Annotated in this window: 25 protein-coding genes, 1 tRNA gene, 1 riboswitch and 1 other annotated feature; of the genes, 24 read left to right on the forward strand and 2 right to left on the reverse strand. The window is 43.1% G+C overall.

The window, feature by feature from the left end; genetic code table 11:
• Window positions 1-5: 5 nt before the first annotated feature.
• From CUU64_RS19730 to CUU64_RS19765, 7 genes are all read left to right on the forward strand, one after another.
• The gene (locus CUU64_RS19730; RefSeq protein ID WP_101635469.1) at window positions 6-599 is read left to right on the forward strand and encodes a fatty acid metabolism transcriptional regulator FadR; all 594 of its coding nucleotides are present in this window, start codon (window positions 6-8) and stop codon (window positions 597-599) included.
• Between the two features lie 96 nt (window positions 600-695).
• Window positions 696-1,469 carry an enoyl-CoA hydratase gene (locus CUU64_RS19735; RefSeq protein WP_101635375.1) on the forward strand — a complete coding sequence of 258 codons (774 nt, stop codon included), beginning with the start codon at window positions 696-698 and terminating at the stop codon, window positions 1,467-1,469.
• A gap of 122 nt (window positions 1,470-1,591) precedes the next feature.
• The gene (locus CUU64_RS19740) at window positions 1,592-2,365 is read left to right on the forward strand and encodes an electron transfer flavoprotein subunit beta/FixA family protein (RefSeq protein WP_101635376.1); all 774 of its coding nucleotides are present in this window, start codon (window positions 1,592-1,594) and stop codon (window positions 2,363-2,365) included.
• Window positions 2,366-2,448: 83 nt separating this feature from the next.
• Window positions 2,449-3,426: an electron transfer flavoprotein subunit alpha/FixB family protein gene (locus CUU64_RS19745; RefSeq protein ID WP_101635377.1), complete on the forward strand. Its 978-nt coding sequence runs from the start codon at window positions 2,449-2,451 to the stop codon at window positions 3,424-3,426.
• Window positions 3,427-3,625: 199 nt separating this feature from the next.
• Window positions 3,626-3,940, forward strand: a complete 315-nt coding sequence (trxA, locus tag CUU64_RS19750; protein WP_101635378.1) for a thioredoxin — start codon at window positions 3,626-3,628, stop codon at window positions 3,938-3,940.
• 189 nt (window positions 3,941-4,129) lie between these two features.
• On the forward strand, window positions 4,130-5,902 hold the full coding sequence (uvrC, locus tag CUU64_RS19755) for an excinuclease ABC subunit UvrC (RefSeq protein ID WP_101635379.1): 1,773 nt from the start codon (window positions 4,130-4,132) through the stop codon (window positions 5,900-5,902).
• A gap of 71 nt (window positions 5,903-5,973) precedes the next feature.
• Window positions 5,974-6,153: riboswitch (Lysine riboswitch) on the forward strand.
• A 100-nt stretch (window positions 6,154-6,253) separates the two neighbouring features.
• On the forward strand, window positions 6,254-7,486 hold the full coding sequence (locus tag CUU64_RS19765) for an aspartate kinase (protein ID WP_101635381.1): 1,233 nt from the start codon (window positions 6,254-6,256) through the stop codon (window positions 7,484-7,486).
• Between the two features lie 166 nt (window positions 7,487-7,652).
• On the opposite strand, the gene CUU64_RS19770 is transcribed toward CUU64_RS19765, so the two are convergent.
• Complete coding sequence (locus CUU64_RS19770) at window positions 7,653-8,108, reverse strand: YslB family protein (protein ID WP_101635382.1); 456 nt, start codon at window positions 8,106-8,108, stop codon at window positions 7,653-7,655.
• Window positions 8,109-8,623: 515 nt separating this feature from the next.
• On the opposite strand from CUU64_RS19770, the gene CUU64_RS19775 reads away from it, so the two are divergent.
• The 3 genes from CUU64_RS19775 (at window position 8,624) to sdhB (ending at window position 11,825) form a co-directional block, all read left to right on the forward strand.
• Complete coding sequence (locus CUU64_RS19775; protein ID WP_101635383.1) at window positions 8,624-9,232, forward strand: succinate dehydrogenase cytochrome b558 subunit; 609 nt, start codon at window positions 8,624-8,626, stop codon at window positions 9,230-9,232.
• Between the two features lie 70 nt (window positions 9,233-9,302).
• The gene (sdhA, locus tag CUU64_RS19780; RefSeq protein ID WP_101635384.1) at window positions 9,303-11,060 is read left to right on the forward strand and encodes a succinate dehydrogenase flavoprotein subunit; all 1,758 of its coding nucleotides are present in this window, start codon (window positions 9,303-9,305) and stop codon (window positions 11,058-11,060) included.
• A gap of 3 nt (window positions 11,061-11,063) precedes the next feature.
• On the forward strand, window positions 11,064-11,825 hold the full coding sequence (gene sdhB / locus CUU64_RS19785) for a succinate dehydrogenase iron-sulfur subunit (RefSeq protein WP_101635385.1): 762 nt from the start codon (window positions 11,064-11,066) through the stop codon (window positions 11,823-11,825).
• 116 nt (window positions 11,826-11,941) lie between these two features.
• Here the strand turns inward: sdhB and CUU64_RS19790 are convergent, their stop codons facing one another.
• Entirely contained in the window at window positions 11,942-12,121 is a 180-nt protein-coding gene (locus tag CUU64_RS19790; protein WP_101635386.1) for an H-type small acid-soluble spore protein, read from the reverse strand.
• A 476-nt stretch (window positions 12,122-12,597) separates the two neighbouring features.
• On the opposite strand from CUU64_RS19790, the gene gerE reads away from it, so the two are divergent.
• From gerE to leuC, 14 genes are all read left to right on the forward strand, one after another.
• On the forward strand, window positions 12,598-12,822 hold the full coding sequence (gene gerE / locus CUU64_RS19795) for a spore germination transcription factor GerE (RefSeq protein ID WP_101593148.1): 225 nt from the start codon (window positions 12,598-12,600) through the stop codon (window positions 12,820-12,822).
• 287 nt (window positions 12,823-13,109) lie between these two features.
• The gene (locus tag CUU64_RS19800; RefSeq protein WP_101635387.1) at window positions 13,110-13,553 is read left to right on the forward strand and encodes a MarR family winged helix-turn-helix transcriptional regulator; all 444 of its coding nucleotides are present in this window, start codon (window positions 13,110-13,112) and stop codon (window positions 13,551-13,553) included.
• 10 nt (window positions 13,554-13,563) lie between these two features.
• Complete coding sequence (racE, locus tag CUU64_RS19805; protein WP_101635388.1) at window positions 13,564-14,361, forward strand: glutamate racemase; 798 nt, start codon at window positions 13,564-13,566, stop codon at window positions 14,359-14,361.
• Between the two features lie 114 nt (window positions 14,362-14,475).
• Window positions 14,476-15,549, forward strand: a complete 1,074-nt coding sequence (locus tag CUU64_RS19810; protein ID WP_101635389.1) for a GerMN domain-containing protein — start codon at window positions 14,476-14,478, stop codon at window positions 15,547-15,549.
• A 114-nt stretch (window positions 15,550-15,663) separates the two neighbouring features.
• Window positions 15,664-16,422 carry a ribonuclease PH gene (gene rph / locus CUU64_RS19815; protein ID WP_101635390.1) on the forward strand — a complete coding sequence of 253 codons (759 nt, stop codon included), beginning with the start codon at window positions 15,664-15,666 and terminating at the stop codon, window positions 16,420-16,422.
• The gene (locus tag CUU64_RS19820) at window positions 16,423-17,037 is read left to right on the forward strand and encodes an XTP/dITP diphosphatase (protein ID WP_101635391.1); all 615 of its coding nucleotides are present in this window, start codon (window positions 16,423-16,425) and stop codon (window positions 17,035-17,037) included.
• Entirely contained in the window at window positions 17,034-17,546 is a 513-nt protein-coding gene (locus CUU64_RS19825; protein ID WP_101635392.1) for a metallophosphoesterase, read from the forward strand. The genes CUU64_RS19820 and CUU64_RS19825 overlap by 4 nt, the downstream gene beginning before the upstream one ends.
• A 108-nt stretch (window positions 17,547-17,654) precedes the next feature.
• Window positions 17,655-17,728, forward strand: a tRNA-Arg gene (locus CUU64_RS19830).
• Between the two features lie 373 nt (window positions 17,729-18,101).
• Window positions 18,102-18,358 (forward strand) — a binding site (T-box leader).
• Window positions 18,359-18,535: 177 nt separating this feature from the next.
• Entirely contained in the window at window positions 18,536-20,254 is a 1,719-nt protein-coding gene (ilvB, locus tag CUU64_RS19835) for an acetolactate synthase large subunit (protein WP_101635393.1), read from the forward strand.
• Window positions 20,251-20,766: an acetolactate synthase small subunit gene (gene ilvN / locus CUU64_RS19840; RefSeq protein WP_101635394.1), complete on the forward strand. Its 516-nt coding sequence runs from the start codon at window positions 20,251-20,253 to the stop codon at window positions 20,764-20,766. Before ilvB ends, ilvN begins: the two co-directional genes overlap by 4 nt.
• A gap of 206 nt (window positions 20,767-20,972) precedes the next feature.
• Window positions 20,973-21,998: a ketol-acid reductoisomerase gene (ilvC, locus tag CUU64_RS19845; RefSeq protein WP_101635395.1), complete on the forward strand. Its 1,026-nt coding sequence runs from the start codon at window positions 20,973-20,975 to the stop codon at window positions 21,996-21,998.
• Window positions 21,985-23,517 (forward strand): 2-isopropylmalate synthase, encoded by a 1,533-nt coding sequence (locus tag CUU64_RS19850; RefSeq protein ID WP_101635396.1) that lies wholly within the window; start codon window positions 21,985-21,987, stop codon window positions 23,515-23,517. Before ilvC ends, CUU64_RS19850 begins: the two co-directional genes overlap by 14 nt.
• Before the next feature lie 25 nt (window positions 23,518-23,542).
• Window positions 23,543-24,658, forward strand: coding sequence for a 3-isopropylmalate dehydrogenase (gene leuB, locus CUU64_RS19855; protein ID WP_101635397.1), 1,116 nt, complete (start codon window positions 23,543-23,545; stop codon window positions 24,656-24,658).
• Between the two features lie 86 nt (window positions 24,659-24,744).
• On the forward strand, window positions 24,745-26,163 hold the full coding sequence (gene leuC, locus CUU64_RS19860; protein ID WP_101635398.1) for a 3-isopropylmalate dehydratase large subunit: 1,419 nt from the start codon (window positions 24,745-24,747) through the stop codon (window positions 26,161-26,163).
• Window positions 26,164-26,179: the final 16 nt, after the last annotated feature.

Raw genomic sequence — 26,179 nt, forward strand, 5'->3', positions numbered from 1 at the left:
GTCCGGTGAAAAGAAACAGACCTAAATATAAGCAAATCATTGATGCAGCGGTCATCGCCATCGCTGAAAATGGGTACCACCAAGCCCAGGTTTCCAAAATTGCCAAGCAAGCCGGTGTGGCAGACGGGACGATTTACCTTTATTTTAAAAACAAAGAAGATATTCTTATATCTTTGTTTCACGAGAAAATGGGTTCTCTTGTGGAACAAATTGAGGAAGAAATTAAAGGAAAACCGAATGCTGCGGAGAAATTATTAGTATTGATCAAAAAACATTTTCAGATACTTTCGGAAGACCGGCACCTCGCAATTGTAACCCAGCTTGAACTGCGGCAGTCCAATAAAGAGCTCCGTCTTCGTATTAACGAGGTATTGCGTGGATATTTACAGTTGGTTGATCAGATCATTGACGAGGGTAAGGCGAGCGGTGAGTTTAATCCTGAACTCAACAACAGGCTAGCCCGGCAAATGATTTTTGGTACAATCGACGAGACTGCTACAACATGGGTAATGAATGACCAAAAGTATTCATTGACGAGTCTGGCTGAGGAAGTACATGGTTTGCTGATTGGAGGCTGCGGACGCGGCCGCAAATTGTAACGTTGGTCAGGGATGCCCAAAGCGGGCACCCCTCCAAATAAATATTTGTCTACATATAAGTAACTTTTTATCAGCATCTCAAAAGGAGGGTGACAAATGGAATACTTAAGCTATTCGATCGAGAATGGGGTTGCGGTAGTAGCGATGAACAGGCCGCCTGCCAATGCTTTATCTTCGACAATTTTGGAAGAGCTTTCATCCCTGTTTGATGAAATGGAAACGAACGGAGAAATCAGAGCGGTTTTGCTGCACGGTGAAGGAAAGTTTTTTTCGGCGGGAGCGGACATAAAGGAATTTACCACTGTGAAGAGTGGTGAAGGATTTTCAAATCTCGCAGTGAATGGGCAGGAGATTTTCGAGAGAATCGAGACATATCCAAAACCGGTAATTGCGGCAATCCATGGTGCTGCTTTAGGCGGCGGGCTGGAACTTGCAATGTCTTGCCATATCCGTCTTGTTACAGAAACAGCCAAGCTGGGCCTTCCGGAATTGCAGCTGGGACTTGTACCAGGCTTTGCAGGAACGCAAAGGCTGCCTCGTTATGTAGGTACAGCAAAAGCTGCAGAGATGATGTTCACGAGTGAACCGATCACTGGAAATCAGGCTGCAGCATATGGCTTGGCCAACCATGCGTATGCTGAAGAGGAGTTACTGCAAAAGGCTAAGGAGCTTGCATTCAAAATTGCGAAGAAAAGCCCGATTGCCCTAAAGGCGGCTATTGAGCTATTAAACTATTCAAAGCATGAGAATTATTATAAAGGTGTACAAAAGGAAGCCGAATCCTTTGGGAAAGTCTTTGTATCCGAAGATGCGAAAGAAGGCATCAGCGCTTTCATCGAAAAAAGGGAACCGGTTTTTAAGGGAAAATAATTACCTGCCAGGATATGTATAAATAGATTGCTTTTTGGCTGAATTTTCGGAATTGCTAAACGCATTCTTTTATTGATAAAAATCACAATTTTTAGAACCTACTAATTTCAGGAGGGATTATCGTGAATATTTATGTATTGCTGAAAAGAACCTTTGATACAGAAGAAAAAATTACGCTTGCTGGCGGCCAGATCAATGAAGAGGGAGCAGAATTCATCATCAATCCGTATGATGAGTACGCGGTGGAAGAAGCAATTCAAGTGCGCGACGCACATGGCGGAGAGGTAACGGTTGTTTCTGTCGGAAATGAAGAAACAGAAAAGCAGCTGCGCACAGCTCTAGCAATGGGAGCGGACAAAGCGGTTTTAATTAATACCGAAGATGATATTGAAAATGGCGACCAGTATACTACTTCCAAAATAGTTGCTGAGTATCTGAAAGATAAAGATGCAGACTTAATTTTGGCGGGTAATGTTGCAATTGATGGTGGTTCCGGACAAGTTGGCCCTCGTGTTGCTGAAATTTTGGGAATCCCCTATATCACTACGATTACAAAGCTTGAAATCAATGGCCAAAATGTAAGCGTTACACGCGACGTTGAAGGGGACTCTGAAGTGATTGAGACTTCCCTTCCATTGCTGGTGACTGCACAGCAAGGTTTAAATGAGCCGCGCTATCCGTCTTTACCAGGAATCATGAAGGCAAAGAAGAAGCCTCTTGAAGAATTAGAGCTTGATGATTTGGATCTTGAAGAAGATGATGTGGAAGCGAAAACAAAAACAGTTGAAATCTTCCTTCCTCCTAAGAAAGAAGCAGGGAAGGTACTTAGCGGAGAAATTCCTGCTCAAGTATCCGAGTTGGTGCAGTTGCTTCGCTCGGAAGCCAAAGTCATTTAACCTGTAGGGAAAGCAAAGGCGCTTGGTAAAGGAGCGCCATTCATTATAAAACGATAACAAAATAAAGCGCAGGAGGTTTTATCATGGCTAGAAAAGTTCTCGTATTAGGAGAGGTACGCGACGGATCTTTAAGAAATGTTTCATTTGAAGCGATAGGTGCAGCAAAGCTTGCCGCAGAAGGCGGGGAAGTAGTTGGTGTCTTAATCGGAGAGAACGTCAATGCTTTAGGGACAGAATTAATTCAGTACGGTGCCGACCGTGTAGTTACAGTGGAAGATGAAAAATTAAAGCAATACACATCTGATGGATTTTCTCAAGCTTTGCTTGCTGTAGTGGAATCAGAAAATCCGGAAGGTATCTTCCTGGGACACACTGCACTTGGAAAAGACCTTGCTCCAAGAATTGCAAGCAAGTTGAACTCTGGACTTGTATCTGATGTTACTTCAATTGAAGAAGCTGGTGGGAATCTTGTATTTACCCGCCCGATCTATTCCGGAAAAGCATTTGAAAAGAAAATCGTGACAGATGGCCTTGTTTTTGCAACAATCCGGCCGAACAACATTGAGCCGCTAGCAAAAGATGAATCACGTTCTGGTGATGTTTCCTCTGTATCAGTGGAGATCAAGGACCTAAGAGCAATCATTAAAGACGTGGTACGTAAAGCCAGTGAAGGGGTAGACCTTTCAGAAGCTAAAGTTATCATTGCAGGCGGTCGTGGAGTGAAGAGCGCTGAAGGCTTTGAACCTCTTCAAGAACTTGCAAAAGTACTTGGCGGAGCGGTCGGCGCTTCCCGTGGTGCATGTGATGCTGATTACTGTGACTATTCTTTGCAAATCGGCCAGACAGGTAAGGTCGTCACTCCAGACCTATACATTGCTTGCGGTATCTCGGGAGCAATCCAGCACTTAGCCGGAATGTCAAACTCAAAAGTTATCGTTGCCATCAATAAAGATCCCGAAGCAAATATTTTCAAAGTGGCTGACTACGGAATCGTAGGCGACCTGTTTGAAGTAGTACCAATGCTTACGGAAGAATTCAAAAAATTAAAGGTGAACGCATAAGATTATTGTTACGAAGGCATTTGCTTTTTAAGCAAATGCCTTGCGTTTTAACTGGAGTGCTCCGGTACGTCACTAGACGAATATTTTGTTTCTGCCAAGGGTATGTTAGGAATTGCAGGCAAAATAATGGCATCATTTGAAATTTCAATGATATACTTTGGATAGTTTCACTATAGTACTTTTTAGGAGGCTAAATATTATGGCTATTGTACATGCAACTGATCAAAGCTTCAATAATGAAACAGGAGAGGGCCTTGTTCTTGCAGATTTCTGGGCTCCGTGGTGCGGACCTTGTAAGATGATTGCTCCTGTTCTTGAAGAACTTGATTCAGAAATGAGCGATAAATTAAAGATTGTAAAAATCGATGTTGATGAAAACCAAGAAACAGCTGGAAAATTTGGTGTCATGAGCATTCCAACACTTCTGCTTTTCAAAAATGGCGAAGTAGTCGATAAAGTGGTTGGATTCCAGCCTAAAGAAGCTCTTGCTGAATTAGTATCAAGACACTCTTAATCCCAAAAAACTCCAAGCCTCAGGCTTGGAGTTTTTTTATTTTATAGTGAAACAGTAAAAATGAAAGTGAAATACGTACATTTGTACGTTTTTTATAGTATATTTATAAGAGCGGTTTGCATCTGCGAATAATAAAGATACTCCTTTATAATAGATTATTTATGTGAATAGCGATGGGGGGGAGATTACATGAACCAGCACATCAAAGATAAACTGGCATTGCTGCCGGACCAGCCCGGCTGCTATCTAATGAAAGACCGCCAGGGTACGATTATTTATGTTGGAAAAGCAAAGATTTTAAAAAACCGGGTAAGGTCTTATTTTACTGGTTCGCATGACGGTAAGACGCTTCGGCTTGTAAATGAAATTGAGGATTTTGAATATATCGTTACTTCTTCGGACATGGAGGCCTTGATCCTGGAGCTTAACCTGATCAAGAAGCATGACCCAAAATATAACGTCATGCTGAAGGACGATAAAACATATCCATTCATAAAATTAACCGCCGAGCGCCATCCTCGCCTGATCACAACAAGAAAAGTAAAGAAAGACCGTGGAAAGTATTTCGGACCATATCCGAATGTCATGGCTGCTAATGAAACCAAAAAACTTCTCGACCGCATTTACCCGCTAAGAAAATGCAATACACTTCCCGACAGGGTTTGTCTTTATTATCACTTAGGCCAATGTCTTGCTCCCTGTGTCTATGAAGTAGATGAACAAGAATACAAGAAAATAACAGATGATATTACCCGCTTTCTGAATGGCGGCTATAAGGATGTAAAGAAAGAACTAACGGAAAAGATGCAGGCTGCAGCCGAAGAGCTTGATTTTGAAAGGGCCAAGGAATATAGGGATAAAATTGCCCATATAGAAGCTACGATGGAAAAACAAAAAATGTCGACGACCGATTTTACTGACCGGGATGTGTTCGGTTATGCATTCGATAAAGGCTGGATGTGCGTACAGGTGTTTTTTATCAGGCAGGGGAAGCTAATCGAACGTGATGTGTCGATGTTTCCGATTTACGGTGAGCCGGAAGATGAGTTCCTAACCTATCTTGGGCAATTTTACTTAATGCCTAGCCATTTCAAGCCGAAGGAAATCCTCCTGCCGGAATCTATCGACGCAGGGCTTGCGGAAGGCTTGCTTGATGTAAAAATACAGCAGCCAAAACGTGGGCAAAAAAAGGATCTTTTAAAGCTTGCAAATAAAAATGCAAAAATTGCCCTCAAAGAAAAGTTTGCACTTATAGACCGTGATGAAGAAAGAACCATCAAAGCTGTGGAAAATCTCGGTGACAAATTAGGCATTTATACGCCACACCGAATTGAAGCATTTGATAATTCCAATATACAGGGCACGGATCCGGTGTCGGCGATGGTCGTTTTTATTGATGGTAAGCCGGAAAAGAAAGAATACCGGAAGTATAAAATAAAGTCGGTAGAGGGTCCTGATGATTATGAGTCCATGCGCGAAGTTGTCAGAAGAAGGTACTCCCGTGCATTAAAAGAAGGGCTGCCGTTGCCGGATCTGATTATCATTGATGGCGGCAAAGGCCATGTGGAGGGAGTCAGGGATATACTTGAAAATGAGCTTGGCCTTGATATTCCACTTTCAGGGCTAGTCAAGGATGAAAAGCACCGTACCTCGCAGTTAATGATTGGCAACCCACTTGAAATCGTGCCGCTGGATAGAACAAGCCAGGAATTTTATCTTCTCCAAAGAATTCAAGATGAAGTCCACCGGTTTGCGATTACCTTTCACCGCCAGGTCCGAGGAAAAACAGCCTTCCAATCGCTTCTGGATGATATTCCTGGTATAGGGGAAAAGCGCAGGAAGCAATTATTGAAGTATTTTGGGTCTGTCAAAAAAATGAAAGAGGCGAGCGTCGAAGAGGTAATCGCCGCGGGAATGCCTAAAGGCGTCGCTGAAGAAATCGTGAGAAAATTACAAGAATAGTATTGCTGTGTTTATGTGTGTGTGCTATAATCAAAATTAATTTTATAGGCTTGAAACGGTAACGTTTTAAAAGTGCTGATAGAGGTGCGAGATTCATCAGTAAGGGCTTGGAGAAGTATGAGCTTCCATGAAAAGTCCTGAAAGGGGAAATCGCCGAAGCCAAACAGGGCTCATATCCTGTTTTTGGGCTGGTCTGCCATTGAATAAATGGCCGATTGTCAAGATGGTATTCTTGGAGAGCTATCTCACTGTGTTCAGGCGTAATGATTTTCTTTACGTTTATCACAGCAATGAGATATTTCTCATTGCTTTTTTTATTGTCCAAAATTGAAACTAAAGAGGTGCATCAATGTGAGTTTGATTGTTCAAAAGTTTGGCGGAACATCCGTAGGTGACATTCAGAGAATTAATAATGTTGCCGGCAGGGTGATAGAGGAAGTTGAAAATGGAAATCAAGTGGTTGTAGTTGTGTCGGCAATGGGGAAAACAACTGACAAGTTGGTGGAGATGGCTAAAGAAATTTCCCCTAACCCGAGCAAGAGGGAAATGGATATGCTGCTGACTACTGGTGAACAGGTAACAATCGGGCTTTTAACAATAGCGTTGCAGCAAAAAGGGCATGAAGCCGTATCTTATACAGGCTGGCAGGCCGGCATCCAAACAGAGGCGGTCCATGGCAATGCAAGAATTATGGATATCGAGACTTCAAGAATTCAACAACAGCTGAAAAACGGTAAAATCGTCGTGGTAGCCGGTTTTCAAGGAATGACAGAAGAAAAGGAAATTACAACACTGGGCAGGGGAGGATCGGACACGACTGCGGTTGCTCTTGCTGCTGCTCTTAAGGCAGACCGTTGTGACATATATACAGATGTGACAGGAGTTTTCACTACTGATCCCCGATACATAAAAGGGGCTAGGAAGCTTCAGTCCGTATCCTATGATGAAATGCTAGAATTGGCTAATTTAGGGGCAGGTGTCCTTCATCCACGCGCGGTGGAGTTTGCAAAAAATTATCAAATTCCGCTTGAGGTCCGTTCAAGCCTTGAAAAAGAACCAGGAACGCTAATAGAGGAGGAAGCAACAATGGAACAAAACTTAATTGTTAGAGGAATCGCATTCGAAGACGGGATTACAAGGGTCACGGTATTCGGTCTGCCAGGCACACGAGGTACATTATCAAGCATTTTCACCGAATTGGCTAAACATCATATTAACGTGGACATCATCATTCAAAGCATTACGGATGAAAACACGACAAATCTTTCGTTTTCCATCAAAACCGAGGCGGTTGAAGAAACTCTTAACGTTCTTGAAAATAGCAAGGGAATAGCTGCTTTTGACCGGGTGGAAACGGAAAGCAATCTGGCAAAGGTGTCAATCGTTGGATCAGGTATGGTTTCCAACCCAGGCGTGGCAGCGGAAATGTTTGAAGTGCTAGCAGATAACGAAGTGCAAATTAAAATGGTAAGCACTTCTGAAATCAAGGTTTCAACAGTAATCGATGCAAAGCGTATGGTGGGAGCAGTAGAATCACTTCATGTTGCATTTAAGCTCGACGAAAGAAGCGCGGTAAAAGCATAGGATAATTGTACGTAAGAGTAGAGGATTTTAAAAAGGGTTCCGTTGAAGGAGATAGAGCTGGATAGGCGGCGCAAATGGATGGTGGATTTGGATTTCCAGGTTTAATCAAAAAGTGGGCAAATACATGATCTGGGGGGAGTGACGGTGGGGCTCCCCCCAGATTGTATTACAACAAGGTATCTTTTTTGTCCCATTTTACGGTGAAAGTTACTTTCTTTGCACGCCGCTTTGTCTCTTCGGTAGCCTCTGTAAGAAGTTTCGTTTGGAGGCAGAATTGCTCCGCGAGAAATCCTGCCTCAAGTTGGAAATGGCATTGATTATTTATATCAAGCCGGCGGGAAACCACCTCACCGCTAAGGATAAATTCAATCTCATCTTTTGATTCCTTTAGCACCTGCAGGTTGCCCCAGCCAGCACTGCGAAAAAAGGAAATGATGTCATCCCGGCCTGAAAGGGGAAAACGTCTTGCCATTCTTTTCCCGGCCCAATACAGGACTTGTGGTGAATCCTTGCCGAGAATGTCATCCAGCAAAACTTCCCTCACGAGCTCATAGCCGAATGCGGGGATTTGCAATTCTTGATTATCCTTGTTTTCTATTAATTCAGTATTGCTTGTGTTCATTGTTATCCCCTCTTTCTGTAATTATATTATATACGTTTTCTAGGGTTATCAATATAGTTTGTTAAGTAAAAACCTTGTTCGACATTCTTGATAATTATAGTAAAATATCAATTTTTTTGAAATGGAAATAGATAACTAAAGGAAGCATTTTTTTACTTTAAAATTGTGGTTCCACGAAAATGAAAAAGCGAAACCCATTTTTGTTTTTTATTACATGGTTTTATGCTTCATGAGGATCGTAAGGTGATTTGGCTCTCTCTGTTCCATGCTCCGGCAAATTGGGTGAAGCCAAAGTTGGTAACATCGATTTGGAAGGTTACAAAATTTTTTTAATATTTCTATTTTGCAAAAAAGATTTCTGTATACGTTTTCTTGACGCCTTAAATAGTCAGGAGTAAAATGTATATGTCACATTATTGTTAGAAAATGTAGAATCATAGATAATTATCAGATAATTTGATAGTAGTATGTGATTTTACAAACTAGATTTAAATATTTTAAGGGGGGGGCACTTCGTGGCAGGAAATCGTGAGTTCGCCAATCGCAGGTTGCATTCATTACTTGGTGTGATTCCGGTCGGCGTGTTTTTGATCCAGCATTTAGTGGTCAACAGCTATGGTTTAAGAGGGGAAGAAGCATTTAACAACGCAGCAAATTTTATGGGTAGCTTGCCATTCAGGCTTTTACTCGAGACCGTGGTCATTTATCTGCCGTTACTTTTTCATGCTGTATATGGAATCTATATAGCGTTTACAGCGAAAAATAACGTTGGGAGATATGGGTATTTCCGTAACTGGATGTTCATGCTTCAGCGGTTGACAGGCATCATAACATTAGTTTTTGTAGTATGGCACTTATGGGAAACAAGAATCCAGGCTGCGCTTGGTACACATGTGGACTTTCAGATGATGGAAAATATCCTTTCCAATCCGTTTATGTTATGGTTCTACATAATTGGTATCGTTTCTACTACATTCCACTTTGCGAATGGATTATGGTCATTTGCGGTAAGCTGGGGTCTTACAGTTTCGCCTAAGTCACAAAGAATTTCTACATATGTAACACTAGTAATCTTTGTTGCGCTTTCTGCATTGGGTGTAAGTACCATTCTGGCATTTGCATAATTAACAGGTTAATAGATAAATTCAAGGCAGAGACGAGCCTTGATCTTGGAATTTAAGGGAGTGAGCAAGGTTGAGTAAAGGTAAAATTATTGTCGTCGGCGGCGGATTGGCCGGTTTAATGGCTACCATCAAAGCGGCTGAGGCAGGGCAACAGGTAGAATTGTTCTCATTAGTTCCGGTAAAACGTTCTCACTCAGTTTGTGCCCAGGGCGGAATAAACGGAGCTGTTAATACAAAAGGGGAAGGAGATTCTCCTTACATCCATTTTGACGATACAATTTATGGTGGCGACTTCCTGGCTAACCAGCCTCCTGTTCAGGCGATGTGTGAAGCTGCACCCTCAATCATCCATATGTTCGACCGTATGGGAGTTATGTTTAACCGTACTCCGGAAGGTCTTCTTGACTTTCGCCGTTTCGGAGGAACCCAGCATCACCGGACTGCTTTTGCCGGAGCCACAACGGGCCAGCAACTGTTATATGCATTAGATGAGCAAGTCCGCCGCTATGAGGTAGCAGGGCTTGTCACTAAATATGAGGGTTGGGAATTCCTAGGTGCCATCATTGATGATGAAGAGACTTGCCGAGGCATTACAGCACAAAACCTTACTTCAATGGAGATTAAATCTTTCCCTGCCGATGCAGTCATCATGGCAAGCGGCGGACCTGGAATCATTTTTGGGAAATCCACAAATTCCATCATTAATACAGGTTCAGCTGCATCAATCGTTTACCAGCAGGGCGCTTACTATTCAAACGGGGAGTTCATTCAAATCCACCCAACAGCCTTGCCTGGCGATGATAAATTGCGCTTGATGAGTGAATCAGCTCGAGGTGAAGGTGGCCGCGTCTGGACATATAAAGATGGAAAGCCGTGGTATTTCTTAGAGGAAAAATATCCGGCATACGGTAACCTTGTACCACGGGATATTGCAACACGTGAAATTTTTGATGTATGCGTTAATCAAAAGCTTGGCATCAACGGGGAGAACATGGTTTATCTCGATCTTTCCCATAAGGATCCAAAAGAACTTGATATCAAACTGGGCGGAATTATTGAAATCTATGAAAAGTTCATGGGTGAAGATCCGCGCAAGGTCCCTATGAAGATTTTCCCTGCCGTCCACTATTCAATGGGCGGATTATGGGTGGATTATGACCAAATGACAAACATTAAAGGTCTTTTTGCTGCCGGCGAATGTGATTACTCCCAGCACGGAGCAAACCGCCTTGGAGCTAACTCTCTTCTGTCTGCCATATATGGCGGTATGGTTGCTGGCCCTAGCGCTGTTAAATATATTAATGGGCTAGCAAAGAGTGCAGATGCCATCTCTTCCAATGTTTTTGACCGTCATGTTAAAGAACAGGAAGAAAAATGGAACGGCATTATGAACTTGAACGGTACAGAAAATGCGTATGTTCTCCATAAGGAATTAGGGGAATGGATGACTGATAATGTAACTGTTGTCCGCTATAACGAAAAGCTGCTCAAAACCGATGAAAAGATCCAGGAGCTTCTGCAACGCTATCAAAATATCAATATCAACGATACTGCTAAGTGGAGCAATCAAGGGGCTGCCTTCACGAGACAGCTACAAAACATGCTTCAACTGGCACGTGTTATCACAATTGGTGCATACAACCGTAACGAAAGCCGTGGAGCTCATTATAAGCCTGAATTCCCTGATCGTAATGATGACGAGTTCATGAAGACAACTATGGCTAAGTTTACTGGTTCCAATACTGCACCGGCATTCCACTATGAAGATATAGATGTATCACTAATAGCGCCGCGTAAACGTGATTATTCGAAGAAAAAGGGGGAATAAGGAATGGCTGAGGCAAAAACAGTGCGTTTTGTAATTACGCGACAAGATCAACCTGATTCAGCCCCTTATACAGAGGAATTCGATTTACCGTATCGTCCTAACATGAATGTGATTTCTGCGTTAATGGAAATTCGGCGTAACCCTGTAACCACCAAGGGTGAAAAGACAACACCAATTGCTTGGGATATGAACTGCCTTGAAGAGGTGTGTGGAGCCTGCTCTATGGTGATCAACGGAAAGCCAAGACAGTCTTGTACCGCTCTTGTGGACCAGCTGGAACAGCCAATCCGTCTCGAGCCAATGCGCACGTTCCCAGTTGTCCGAGACCTGCAGGTTGACCGCAGTCGTATGTTCGATTCCTTGAAAAAGGTAAAGGCTTGGATTCCTATTGATGGAACTTATAATCTTGGACCGGGTCCGCGTATGCCGGAAAGAAAGCGCCAATGGGCTTATGAATTGTCCAAGTGCATGACTTGCGGCGTATGCCTTGAAGCGTGCCCTAACGTGAACAGCAATTCTGATTTCGTAGGACCTGCGCCGCTTTCACAGGTACGTCTATTCAATGCACACCCAACAGGGGCAATGAATAAGGCTGAACGCCTGAATGCAATTATGGGCGATGGTGGGCTTGCAAACTGCGGAAACTCACAAAACTGTGTGCAGTCGTGCCCGAAAGGCATTCCATTGACTACATCAATTGCAGCCCTTAACCGGGACACAACACTGCAATCCTTCCGCAATTTCTTCGGAAGCGACCAGGTATAATATGTAACATCAAAATGCCTACCAGAAGTAATCATCTGGCAGGCATTTTTTACTTCATAATGAAACAGCCAGAACTGATAGAATGACAAAGAAAACCTCCTTTATAGAAGGACTTATTACTCGTTCAATTCCGAAATATCCACATCTGAATGTTTAGAATCAGAATCGTCCCTTAAGTGGACAGTTGCCGTCTTGCCATCTTCATTTAATGCATCGATCCAAACTGCAACCCCATTATAATTTACATCGATATCCGCTGGTGATGATAAGATTTGTTTAACACGCTGTGCGTCCATTTGCAATCACTCCATTCCAATTATTCGCCTTAGTTTTTATTATGGCTTTGTATTTTATACCATACCTGTCATGTAAATCACTTTCCTAATTTTCAAAAGTTTTATAAAATGACACAGGTCTATTTTAATGACAAGCTTTTTATTCATGTAAAAGCTGAAAGAATCGGAAATTCTTCAGTCGACCTGTATTATATGGGGAAAAACGGTGACGGCGAGATTTGATTAACCGGAAGGGGGGACGGTCGTTCAGATTTCCAAAGACACCTGAATGCCCGTACCATGGACTCTAGCTGCAAGGGATACAATAGTACAACATCAAAAAAGTGTAATCAAACTGTAAACCGGGCCAATAACATAATAATCCATCTCTTTCAAGGAAAACAGTCACTCCCTTGGCCTCCCTGACATAGTATATGATGACTAAATAGACACCCATTCCGGGTTTATGCTGGTGAAGGCAAGGAGGGTTACAATACTTGAAGGAGAACGAATTCACTCATAAGCCATTACTCACCAAAAGAGAAAGAGAAGTATTTGAGTTATTAGTACAGGACAAAACAACGAAAGAAATCGCAGGTGAATTGTTCATCAGCGAGAAAACGGTTCGAAACCATATCTCGAATGCGATGCAAAAGCTTGGAGTTAAAGGGCGTTCACAAGCAGTAGTAGAACTCCTTCGAATGGGAGAACTAGAGCTATGATGTATTAACCGCTTTTAATCATTCATTTTTAATATAGATTATGGCGAAGGATGCAACGGAATACATCAAGGTATGAAAAGCGATAACCCAAATAATTGGAATAGGGCATGGTTTTACCGTACTTTTTCCATAATTCGGGTTATTGCTTTATTTTTAGTTTGAAATTCTTAGACAAATTGTCGCATCCCCGAGTTCCAATGATTGTTCCTTGAAATTTACTCGACTTTCATAGATACTAACAATAAATCTATTTGATCATGATGTTCATTTTGGGGAGCTGTATTACAATGGATCAAGTTAAGAATATGCAGCATGTTGCAGAAATAGAAAAAGAGCTTCGATATATTTCTTCCCTAATTAAACAAAAAGGGCGGGAAATCTTAAGTAATTATAAAATCACACCTCCGCAATTTATAGCGCTTCAATGGCTATTTGAGGACGGTGACATGACGATTGGCGAGCTTTCCACAAAAATGTTCCTTGCGTTCAGTACGACTACGGACTTAATTGACCGCATGGAGAAGAACGAACTAGTGATACGGGTTAAGGATGAAAAAGACCGCAGGGTGGTTCGGATCCATCTTTTGGAGGAAGGCGAACGTATCATTGATGAAGTGATTAAAAAGCGACAGCAGTATTTAGCGGATATTCTGAACAATTTTACGGTTGATGAAACAGCTTCCCTCAAAGAAAGCTTAATGAAATTACATCAAGAAATGAAAGAAGAATGAGGCGAGAGTTTTGAAGCAACCAATTGGCATTATTGATTCCGGAGTCGGTGGGCTGACAGTGGCGAAGGAGGTTATCCGCCAGCTTCCTAATGAAAATATAGTATATGTTGGCGATACCGCCCGATGTCCATATGGGCCTCGTCCGGTGGAAGAGGTTAAAAAGTTTACATGGCAGATGACAAACTACTTATTAAAACATAATATCAAAATGCTGATTATTGCTTGCAATACAGCCACTGCTGCAGTGTTGGAGGAAATCAGAAACACTTTGGAGATCCCAGTTTTGGGAGTGATCCATCCAGGTGCAAGAGCTGCCCTTAAAGTGTCCCTAAATTTGCAGATTGGCGTAATCGGGACAATCGGGACAGTTAAGAGCAAGGCGTATGACCAAGCCCTTAAATCCATCAATAAATGGGTTCATGTCGACAGTCTTGCCTGCCCGAAATTTGTTCCTATCGTTGAAAGCGGTGAATTTGAAGGGCCAATTGTACAGAAGGTTATCGCGGAAAGCCTAAAGCCATTGAAAGATAAACAGATTGATACTTTGATTCTAGGGTGTACCCACTACCCGCTTTTAGGTCCAGCTATTAGCAGATATATGGGGGACGGAATCAGGGTGATTTCATCTGGGGAAGAAACAGCCCGTGAAGCGAGTGTTATCCTGCATCATAGCGGCCTTTTGAACACTAGCCATGAAACGGCTGACCACCGATTCTTCACGACAGGATCGAGAGATATTTTCCAGCAGATCGCTTCTGCTTGGCTTGGTGGATATATTACTTATGTTCAAACGATAAAGATAGATTAATAAGACTTCCTTTAGGAGGTCTTATTTTTTTGTGTAACTTTATCTTGGAAAACGGTCTTTTTTTTAATAGGGCTCGTATACATAGTAGTACAAACTGTCCTGGGAGGGAATATGATGTCTAAAGCTGCTAAAGTAACAATTGCCTCGACAATGCTTGCTACTGCTGTATTTTTGTCAGGCTGCGGGATCTTAGGATCGGGCGAAGAACCTGCGAAAATCGACCCGCCGAAAGAGGTCTCTTATGAAAATGATGCCCAAGACTTGGAAAGTTCAGAAAACAGTGAGAAAACCGAAGCAAATAAAGCTGCTGATGCACAAACGGTGAAAACTGAGCTCTATCTTATAGATAAGAATGGTTATGTTGTACCGCAAACAATAGAGCTTCCAAATTCAAAGGGTGTTGCGAAGCAGGCACTGGAATATCTAGTAGTAAACGGGCCGGTGAGCAATGTCCTGCCAAACGGATTCCGGGCAGTTTTGCCTGCTGATACAGAAGTCGACTTGAACATAAATAAAGATGGTGTAGCGGTGGTGGATTTCTCACCAGAATTTAAAAATTACAAGAAGGAAGATGAATTGAAAATAGTGCAGGCCGTTACGTGGACCCTGACCCAATTCGATACGGTCAAAAAAGTAAAACTTCAGGTCAATGGCCAAGAGCTGAAGGAAATGCCTGTAGACGGCACTCCGCTTCAGGACGGACTTACCCGTGCTCATGGTATCAACCTTGACACAAGTAATGTTGCTGATATTACCAATACAAGACCACTGACTGTTTACTACGTTGGCGGAGACGAAGGCAGCCATTATTATGTTCCGGTGACCAAGCGCATAAGTGAAATGAAACAGGATAACGTCGCAGCGGTTATCGATGAACTGATCAAGGGCCCATCCTATTCATATAACCTTTTGTCTGATTTCATGCCTGATGTGAAATTGCTTGATTCACCAAAGCTTTCTGAAGGAAAAGTGACCTTGAATTTTAATGAGTCTATTCTAGGAAGCTTCAAGGAGAAAAAAGTATCCCAAACGATGCTTGATGCGCTAGTATTGTCTTTAACCGAGCAAAGTGGAATTAAAAGTGTGGAATTGCAGGTAAATGGAAGTTCCAAGCTGATGAACGGGGACGGGAAGCCAATAACCGAACCTGTCATCCGTCCGGAAAAAGTGAACACTGGTAGTTTTTAAAAGGTTATTTTTGTTATACTAAATAATGTTAAGTACGAAGGCGGGCATAAAGCTGCCTTCTTTTCTGTTTATTATGTGCAGGGAAAAGACAGGAAGAGTGTAGGAGGAAAAGAAATGCGCTTCGACGGTAGATCAAATCATGAATTAAGGCCAATACATATCGAAACAAATTATTTAAAGCATCCGGAGGGATCTGTTTTAATCTCCGTGGGGGACACGAAGGTCATTTGTACAGCAAGCATTGAGGACCGTGTGCCTCCTTTTATGAGGGGACAGGGAAAGGGCTGGATAACAGCCGAATATTCCATGCTGCCACGCGCGACAAATCAACGTACGATAAGGGAATCCTCAAAAGGGAAGATAACAGGACGTACAATGGAGATTCAACGTTTGATTGGGAGAGCTCTCCGTGCAATCGTTGACCTGGAAGCATTAGGGGAAAAAACAATTTGGCTAGACTGCGATGTGATACAGGCAGATGGGGGAACAAGGACTGCTTCTATCACGGGTGCGTTTGTGGCATTGGCAATTGCTGTAAACAAACTCCACGAAGATAAAAAAATTACAGCATTCCCGATAAAAGAATATCTTGCAGCAACCAGTGTCGGGAAACTGAAAGAACATGGTGTCGTCCTTGACTTGAATTATGTAGAGGATTCTGCGGCCCTTGTAGACATGAACGTTATCATGACAGGTAGCGGAGAATTTGTAGAATTACAGGGAACCGGGGAAGAATCTACGTTTTCTATGGATGAATTACATCAATTGTTAGCCAGTGCCCAGGAAGGCTTGAATGGTCTGTTTGAAGTACAGAGAGCAGCCTTAGGAGAAATAGCAGACAAAATCCCAACCCGGGTGGAAGGCAGGAAGTGAATGAAGACAGTAATTATAGCAACTAAAAACAAGGGCAAAGCAAAGGAATTTGAAAGCCTGTTTCATCCAAAAGGCTATCAGGTGCTAACTCTTTTAGACTTAGATCCGTCTATAGATGTAGAAGAAACCGGTACTACTTTTGAAGAAAACGCCATCTTGAAGGCTGAGGCGATCGCCAATCAATTTGACCGGTTCGTTATTGCGGATGATTCCGGCTTAATCGTGGATGCGTTGGATGGAAGGCCAGGGGTATACTCGGCAAGATACGCTGGCGAGGACAAAAATGATGCAGCCAACACGGCTAAAGTTCTGAAGGAACTGGAAGGAATACCGGAAGGGGAACGGACAGCCAGGTTTTATTGTGCCCTTGCGTTGGCATCGCCAAATCAAGAAACCGTTACTGTTTCCGGTTCCGTTGAGGGGATTATTGCGAAAAAGCCATCGGGTGAAAATGGGTTTGGTTATGACCCTATTTTTTATGTGAAGGAAAAAGGGAAAACGATGGCAGAGATGAACAGTGGAGAAAAAAATACGATCAGCCATCGGGCGAACGCATTAAAAGCCCTGGAGGAGAAGCTTGACCAATTTTTACAGACGGAAGAGGAGAAAGCATGAAAGTGTTGATTATGAGTGACAGCCATGGACTGACACGCGAAATTGACATGATTAAAGACCGCCATCGGGATGATGTGGATTCGATGATCCATTGCGGCGATTCTGAACTTCCCATGGCTTCTTTAGAAATGACGGGCTTTTTGTCTGTAAGAGGCAATTGTGACTTTGATGAAGACTACCCTAATGAACGCTTGGAGGAAATCGGAGGGCTTCATTTTTTTCTAACACACGGGCACCATTATAATGTGAAAATGACACTGATGAACCTCGGATATAAAAGTGAGGAAGCTAATGCCCGGATCGTTTGTTTCGGGCATTCCCATATTGCAGGCTCAAAGCTTATTGATGGCCGCATTTTCATTAACCCGGGGAGCATTCGACTGCCAAAAGGAATCCAAGAAAAAACATATGCCATACTTGAACATGAGAATCAGGACGTAAAATTATCGTTTTTCAATGTTGAAGGGAATGAAATAAAACAGCTTAGCCGGACTTACCATTTGGAATAGTATTTAGTATAATAGGCAGGAAGAGAAAATTTTTCCTGTCTTTTTTTAAAAAGGGTGTTGACTTCCGAAAGCTATCCCACTATAATGAGAATTGTCCTTGAAAATAATGTCCCAGTAGCTCAGCTGGATAGAGCAACGGCCTTCTAAGCCGTCGGTCGGGAGTTCGAATCTCTCCTGGGACGCTACAAAAAGAAAACCTCTTACATTGTAAGAGGTTTTCTTTTTGTATTCGTGAAAATTAAAACTAATGGTTCCACTCTTTTTGTTAACCCAAGTCATTGTAACCTCTGATATCTTCACGCTAATAGAATAAACCACTAATATTTTCCTTCAAATTTAGAATCTTTTCAGTAGCTAAAATACTTCCTAGTAAAAAAGTCAAAAAAACTTTTTAAAACCTAAAACATTATAATTAAGCCGTTGTAAGCGGATACAATTTTGACCACTAATTAGAATAGTCAAATAATTCTAAAAAACTTATTGACGTGAATATAAAAACGGCGTAATATAATCCACAAATAACAGGACAATAAATTCAAAATTGAATGAAAATATTTTAAAGCATTGATGAGGATAAGTAGTTTTTTGTCAAGGTATTCACAGAGAGCCGGGTTGCTGAGAACCGGCATGCCCCAAAAAATGAACTCCCCTCTGAGCTTCAGCTTGAACGACTAACCAGTAAAGCTGAACGGGTGCCTACCAGTACCCGTTATCAAAACAGAGTGGCGAGAGCCATTCAAAAGTGCGTGCAGAATGTTGCACGAAAAAGGGTGGTACCGTGGATAGGCCGATGAAACCTTTTCACCCCTTTAGCTTGCTAGAAGCGGGCTTATTTGGGTGGAGAGGTTTTTTATGTGTAAATGGCGGAGATAACGCCCACCGCTTTGCCTCACATGGTGAAGCATGAAAGGAAGCACTGTTGCATTTCAAGGTTATATGTTAACTCGAAAGACAGGAATAAAAAGTACGATTGGGAGGATGTCATCACTATGACGCAAAAAGCAGTAGTAGCTGAGAAAAAGGTTGGAAAAACCAAGAAAAGCGGTGCTGATTTTTTAATCGACGGCTTAAAACAGCAAAAAGTCGAAGTGATTTTTGGATATCCGGGAGGCGCTGTCCTGCCGATATACGACGCGTTATATGACTCAGGAGTGTTTCATGTATTGGCTAGGCATGAACAAGGATCGATACACGCGGCAGAAGGATATGCCAGAATAACCGGAAAGCCGGGTGTTGTAATTGCCACTTCAGGACCTGGGGCCACTAATATTGTAACCGGGTTGACGGATGCAATGATTGATTCTATACCGCTTGTCGTATTCACTGGTCAGGTTGGAACAAATGTCATTGGTTCAGATGCGTTCCAGGAAGCCGACGTACTCGGCATAACAACACCTATTACAAAACATAATTATCAGGTGAGAAAGCCGGAGGACCTCCCAAGGATTATAAAAGAGGCATTTTATATCGCTTCTAGCGGGCGTCCGGGCCCAGTGTTGATCGATATACCTAAGGATGTAGCAGTCCTTGAAGGAGAAGCTGAAGCAGATCCGGAAATGGATTTGCCTGGTTACCAGCCGACATTGCAGCCGAACTATCTCCAGATCAGAAAACTAGTAGAAGCTGTAAGCGCCGCGAAAAGGCCGGTGATTTTAGCCGGAGCTGGTGTCCTTCATGCAAAGGCATCGGAACAATTAAAGCAATATGCGGAACAACAGGGTATTCCGGTTGTACATACCCTGCTCGGTCTTGGCGGTTTCCCTGCTGACCATCCCTTATTTGTAGGTATGGGAGGCATGCATGGAATCTACGCAGCCAATATGGCTTTGTCAAAAAGTGATCTGCTAATAAACGTTGGTGCTAGATTTGATGACAGGCTTACAGGAAATCTTGATTCCTTTGCACCTGATGCAGAAATAGCCCACATAGATATTGATCCTGCTGAAATCGGTAAAAATGTTCCAACAAAAATCCCGGTTGTGGGGGATGCAAAGGAGGCACTCCTCCAATTGATCGGCCAAAGTGGAAAAACGCCAGAAGCTTCTGAATGGGTCAAGCAGATTCAGAATTGGAAGGAAGAGTTTCCATATTGGTATGAGGAAAATGGCAATGAGCTGAAGCCTCAAAAACTGATAGAAATCCTTCATAAAACAACAAACGGCGAAGCCATTGTAGTAACAGATGTAGGACAGCACCAGATGTGGGCGGCTCAATACTACACTTTTAACAAACCAAATGCCTGGGTTACTTCAGGGGGACTCGGAACAATGGGCTTCTGTGTACCTGCGGCAATCGGAGCACAACTTGCAGAGCCGGAAGCAGCCGTGGCGGCAGTTGTCGGTGATGCCGGTTTCCAGATGACAAGCCAGGAACTTGGGGTTATTGCGGAATTGAATTTGCCAATTAAAATTATCATTGTAAATAATCAATCTCTCGGAATGGTAAGGCAATGGCAGGAGATTTTTTATAAGGGCAGATATTCACATAGTTTACTCCCTCATCAGCCTTCATTTGTCAAATTGGCTGATGCTTATGGGATCAAAGCATATAAGGTAACAACAGTTGAAGAAGCTGAAGAAAAGTTGGCTGAAGCTTTCTCGACAGATGGACCGATTCTGCTGGATATGCGTGTTACGCCAGACGAAAATGTGTATCCGATGGTAGCTCCAGGAAAAGGGATCAATGAAATGGTAGGTGTAAAGAAATGAAGGGAATCCTCACGCTTTTGGTGAACAACAGGCCGGGAGTTCTTAACAGGATTACCAACCTATTTTCGAAGAGGAATTATAATATCGAAAGCATTACAGTCGGACATTCGGAACAGGAAGGTATTTCAAGGATCACTGTTGTCGTACAGGTGGATAACGAAAATGTTATTGAACAAATGACAAAACAGCTAAATAAGCAAATTGACGTATTAAAGGTAATGGATATTACAAGCCAGTCGATTGTGGCCCGGGAGCTGGCGCTTCTGAAAGTTGTGGCTACATCGCAGACACGCTCAGAAATCTATGCTTTGATAGAGCCTTTCCGGGGTTCGGTAATTGACGTCAGCAAGGAAAGCCTGACGATCCAAATCACTGGTGAAACAGATAAAATTGAAGCATTTATTGAATTATTGAAGCCTTATGGAATCAAGGAACTGGCAAGGACAGGGACCACTGCATTCCCGCGCGGCACCCAGCGCAGCACGACTAATAAAAGTGTTTCAATTGTTTAACATTTATCAATAATTTATCTAAGTCTTTGGCTCGTTCTTGCTCTATATCGATGAAGCGACTGGGAAACAAAATGCCCGCTCGTTTCATCGGTATGGAGCACCCTTTCAGCCAAGCTGAAAAGGAATGAAGCCATGGTTTCCATGGTAAGAGCCGAATTTAAATTTAAAGGAACTAATATAACCATTAAAAGGGAGATGCGAGAATTATGGCAAAGGTTTACTACAATGCAGAAGGAAATGAAGCTTATTTTCAAAATAAAAGGGTAGCAGTAATCGGTTACGGCTCACAGGGACATGCACACGCACAGAACCTGCGTGACAGCGGTGTGGAAGTAGTTATCGGCTTAAGAAAAGGTAACTCCTGGAACAAAGCGGAGCAGGATGGATTTAAAGTATATTCAGTAGGCGAAGCAGCAGACGTTGCAGATGTGATCATGATCTTGTTGCCGGATGAGCAGCAGCCTAAAGTTTATAATGAAGAAATTGCACCCGTACTAAGAAAAGGCCAAGCATTGATGTTTGCCCATGGATTCAACGTACATTTCCACCAGGTCGTTCCTCCAGTAGATGTAGACGTGCTTTTGGTTGCGCCAAAAGGCCCGGGTCATCTTGTTCGCAGAACATATGAACAGGAAGCAGGAGTACCAGCACTTTTCGCCATCCATCAGGATGTTAGCGGAGAAGCAAAAGAACTGGCTTTAGCTTATGCAAAAGCAATCGGGGCGTTGCGCGCTGGTGCTTTAGAGACAACATTCAAGGAAGAAACAGAAACTGATTTATTCGGGGAGCAGGCAGTTCTGTGCGGCGGATTGACGTCCCTTGTAAAAGCAGGCTTTGAAACATTGACAGAAGCAGGCTACCAGCCTGAAGTTGCCTATTTTGAATGCTTGCATGAGTTGAAATTGATCGTTGACCTGATGTATGAAGGCGGCCTTGAAAATATGCGTTACTCTATTTCTGATACCGCTCAGTGGGGAGATTTCGTTTCTGGCCCGCGCGTTGTAAATGAAAATGCAAAGGCAGAAATGAAAAAGGTGTTGAAGGATATCCAGGACGGCGAATTCGCAAAAGGCTGGATTCTTGAAAATCAGGCAAACCGTCCGGTATTCAATGCAATTAACGCCAGGGAAAATGAACATCCAATCGAAAAGGTTGGTCGCGAATTAAGAAAAATGATGCCATTCGTTCAACAACAAAAGAAGAAAGAAGTGGTAGCCGTTGCGAAAAATTAATATTTTCGATACGACACTAAGAGATGGTGAACAATCGGCAGGAGTCAATCTTAATTTTACTGAAAAACTGCAAATTGCCTTTCAACTGGAAAGACTGGGAATGGATATCATCGAGGCAGGCTTTCCGGCTGCCTCTCCTGGGGATTTCAATTCTGTTAAAGAAATTGCAAACAAAATTCGAAACAGTTCTGTTACCGGTTTAGCCCGCAGTGTCCAAGGAGACCTGGATGCTGCATGGGAATCCTTGAAGGGCGGAGCAGAACCGAGAATTCATACATTTATAGCAACATCCCCGATCCATCGGCAATATAAGCTGAAAATGACAAAGGAACAAGTTCTTGAGCAAGCCGTCAATTCCGTTAAATATGCTGCAGAGCGTTTTCCGATTGTCCAGTGGTCAGCAGAAGATGCAAGCCGTACGGAACTAGACTATCTTGCAGAAATAGTGGAAGCGGTCATTAAAGCAGGGGCTAAAATTATTAATATCCCGGATACGGTTGGTTATGGTACGCCGGCTGAATACGGCAATATATTTAAGTACTTGAGGGAGAATGTTCCTTCTATTGATAAGGTTCATCTTTCTACTCATTGCCATGATGATCTTGGAATGGCAACTGCAAATTCCCTGGCAGCAGTAGAAGCAGGGGCAACACAGGTCGAAGGAACCATCAATGGTATTGGCGAGAGAGCGGGTAATACGGCGCTTGAAGAGATCGTAGTTGCTCTCCACATCCGTTCAGACTTTTACAACGCTTATACAGGTTTACAATTACAAGAGATTAAGAGGACGAGTGACCTGGTCAGCAAGCTGACGGGTATGGCAGTTCCTGCAAATAAAGCAGTTGTTGGCCGAAACGCCTTTGCACATGAGTCTGGTATTCACCAAGATGGTGTGTTAAAGGAAAAGACAACATATGAAATCATTTCTCCTGACCTTGTGGGGATTTCATCCAATGCTTTGGTTCTTGGTAAGCACTCAGGCCGACATGCGTTTAAGAGCAGGCTTGAAGAGCTTAATTTGGATGTAACAGATGAAGAAATGAACCGTTTGTTTGGCTTATTCAAAGAGTTGGCCGACAAGAAGAAAGAAATGACGGATGAAGATTTGATTGCCCTGGTACTGGAAGAAAAACTTTCAGGAGACAATAACTTTTTCGGTCTCGTATCCATGCAAATCTCTTATGGTACAAACCAGGTTCCGACAGCTACAGTCACATTGACTGACGGCAATAATGAGACGATTCAGGAAGCGGCTACGGGAGCGGGAAGCATTGAGGCATTATACAACACTCTTGAAAGATCTGTTGGCGGTAAGGTGAATCTGCTAGATTACAGGATTCAATCCGTTGGGGCCGGAAGAGATGCATTGGCCCAGGTTTTTGTTAAGCTAAAATACCGCGATATGGAAACGAGTGGCCGCGGGTTGGCGCAGGATGTACTGGAAGCTAGCGCCAAAGCCTACTTGAATGCGGTTAACCGGGTAATTTACTTAAATGATAAGACAAAGGTTTTACAATAACTAAGGATGAAAGGAGAAGATTCATATGAGAAGGAAAATTACGGTCCTGCCCGGTGATGGCATCGGCAAAGAAGTGACAAGGGGTGCAGTTGAAATTCTGGAAGCCGTGGCAGAAAGATATGGACACGAATTCGAATTCCACTATGGGGAAATTGGTGGTACAGCAATCGACAATTCAGGAACGCCCCTTCCAGAAGAGACAATTAGCCTTTGTAAGAACAGCGACGCGGTGCTTCTTGGAGCAGTGGGAGGACCAAAATGGGATAAGAATCCTTCTCATTTAAGACCGGAAAGAGGGTTGCTTGCGATCCGTAAACAATTGAACCTTTATGCAAATTTACGGCCAATCAGTTATTTTTCCAGTCTTGCAGAATCTTCTCCTTTAAAGAAAGAAATCATTGAAGACATAGATTTTGTAATTGTCCGCGAGCTTACGGGTGGATTATATTTTGGAAAGCCAAGTGAACGGACTACTACACAGGAAGGCAAAGAAGCTGTAGTAGATACATTATTCTATCAAAAAGACGAAATCAAAAGAATTATCGAACTTGCCTTTGATCTTGCTTCCAAGCGGCGGAAAAAAGTGACTTCAGTTGACAAGGCCAACGTGTTGGAGTCAAGCCGCTTATGGCGTGAAACGGCTGAAGAGGTTGCTGCCCGTTATCCGGAAGTGGAGCTCGAACATATGCTTGTCGACAATGCCGCAATGCAATTAATCCGCAACCCTAGGCAGTTTGACGTAATGGTTACAGAAAATATGTTTGGTGATATTTTAAGTGATGAAGCATCTGTGTTGACCGGATCGCTCGGCATGCTGCCGTCAGCATCCCTGTCTACCGTGGGGCCAAATCTGTATGAACCGATTCATGGATCGGCGCCGGATATCGCAGGAAAAAATCTTGCAAACCCGATCGCTATGATTCTATCGGCTGCATCTATGCTCCGTTTATCTTTCGGTCTTGAGAAAGAAGCGGAGGCCATCGAAAAGGCGGTAAGAGACACACTTGATTCTGGCGCCCGTACAGGCGATATCGCTGGTGGGCAAACAAAGACCTTAACAACAAAAGAAATGATTGCAGAAATAAAAGCAGCAATTTTGGACCAGGGTGCCATTTCCCATATTATGGGCGCATATGCTTAATGAACTATTAAACGTGCTACGGGTTGACTCAGCAGGAAATGTTGAGTCACCCTTTTTTTAAAATAAATGAAGGGGGTTGGGGAGCCATGAAAAAATCAATCATTGAAAAAATATGGGACAGGCATATCGTATACCAGGAAGAGAATAAGCCGGACCTCTTGTATATAGATTTGCATTATATCCATGAAGTGACTTCTCCACAAGCATTTGAGGGCTTACGTTTAAAAGGGCGAAAGGTAAGACGGCCTGATAAAACTTTTGCAACCATGGACCATAATGTGCCGACGATCGAACGATATTTCATAAAAGATGACATAGCCAGAAAACAATTGTCTGCACTCGAACAGAACTGTAAGGAATTCGACATAACGCTTGCTGACCTTGACAGCCCTGAGCAAGGAATCGTCCATGTAATCGGTCCTGAACTGGGCCTCACCAAACCCGGCATGACTATTGTATGTGGGGACAGCCATACATCAACTCACGGTGCTTTCGGGACCATTGCTTTTGGCATCGGAACAAGTGAAGTAGAGCATGTATTCGCTACGCAGACATTATGGCAAACCAAGCCTAAAACGATGAAGCTCGAAATTAACGGCCAATTGGGTAACGGAGTGACTGCAAAGGACGTTATCCTTTATGTGATTTCAAAGTATGGCGTCAATTTTGGAACCGGCCATATTATCGAGTATTGCGGACAAGTAATACGTAATATGTCTATGGAAGAAAGAATGACAGTCTGCAATATGTCGATTGAAGGGGGAGCCCGTGCGGGACTGGTCAGTCCTGATGAAACGACTTTCTCTTATATAAAAGGAAGAAAGTATGCACCTAAAGGCGAGGATTTTGAGAATTATGTGGAAGATTGGAAAAGCCTGGCCAGCGACGAGGGTGCCGTGTATGATACGGAGATTGTCATTGATGGCTGTGAAATTTCCCCGATGGTAAGCTGGGGGACAAATCCTGGAATGGCTAGCCCTGTGGATGGATATGTACCGCAGTATAATGAAGGTGAAGCTGATAAATCACTTCAGCGTGCTCTTGACTATATGGGATTATCTGCAGGCATGCCAATTACCGAGATTCCTGTGCAGCATGTGTTCATAGGGTCTTGTACTAATTCCCGAATTGAGGATTTAAGGCAAGCTGCCGAAGTAGTAAAAGGAAACAAGGTTTCCACGGGTGTAAAGGCGATGATTGTACCGGGGTCCCAAAACGTAAAAAGGACTGCGGAGGAAGAAGGACTCGACCAGATCTTTATCGAGGCTGGATTCGAATGGAGAGAGTCAGGTTGCAGTGCGTGCCTGGGCATGAATCCGGATATCGTGCCAGCCGGAGAGCATTGTGCATCGACCTCAAACCGTAATTTCGAGGGACGGCAGGGAGCTGGTGCACGTACCCACCTTGTGAGTCCAGCGATGGCGGCAGCCGCAGCACTTCATGGCAAATTTGTAGATATTCGTGAACTAAGAGGGAGCCAGGAACAGGCTGAACTCACTCATTAAGAAAACAATTCAAACA

It is taken from the genome of Bacillus sp. V5-8f, assembly GCF_002863565.1.
Lineage (GTDB): Bacteria > Bacillota > Bacilli > Bacillales > DSM-1321 > Peribacillus.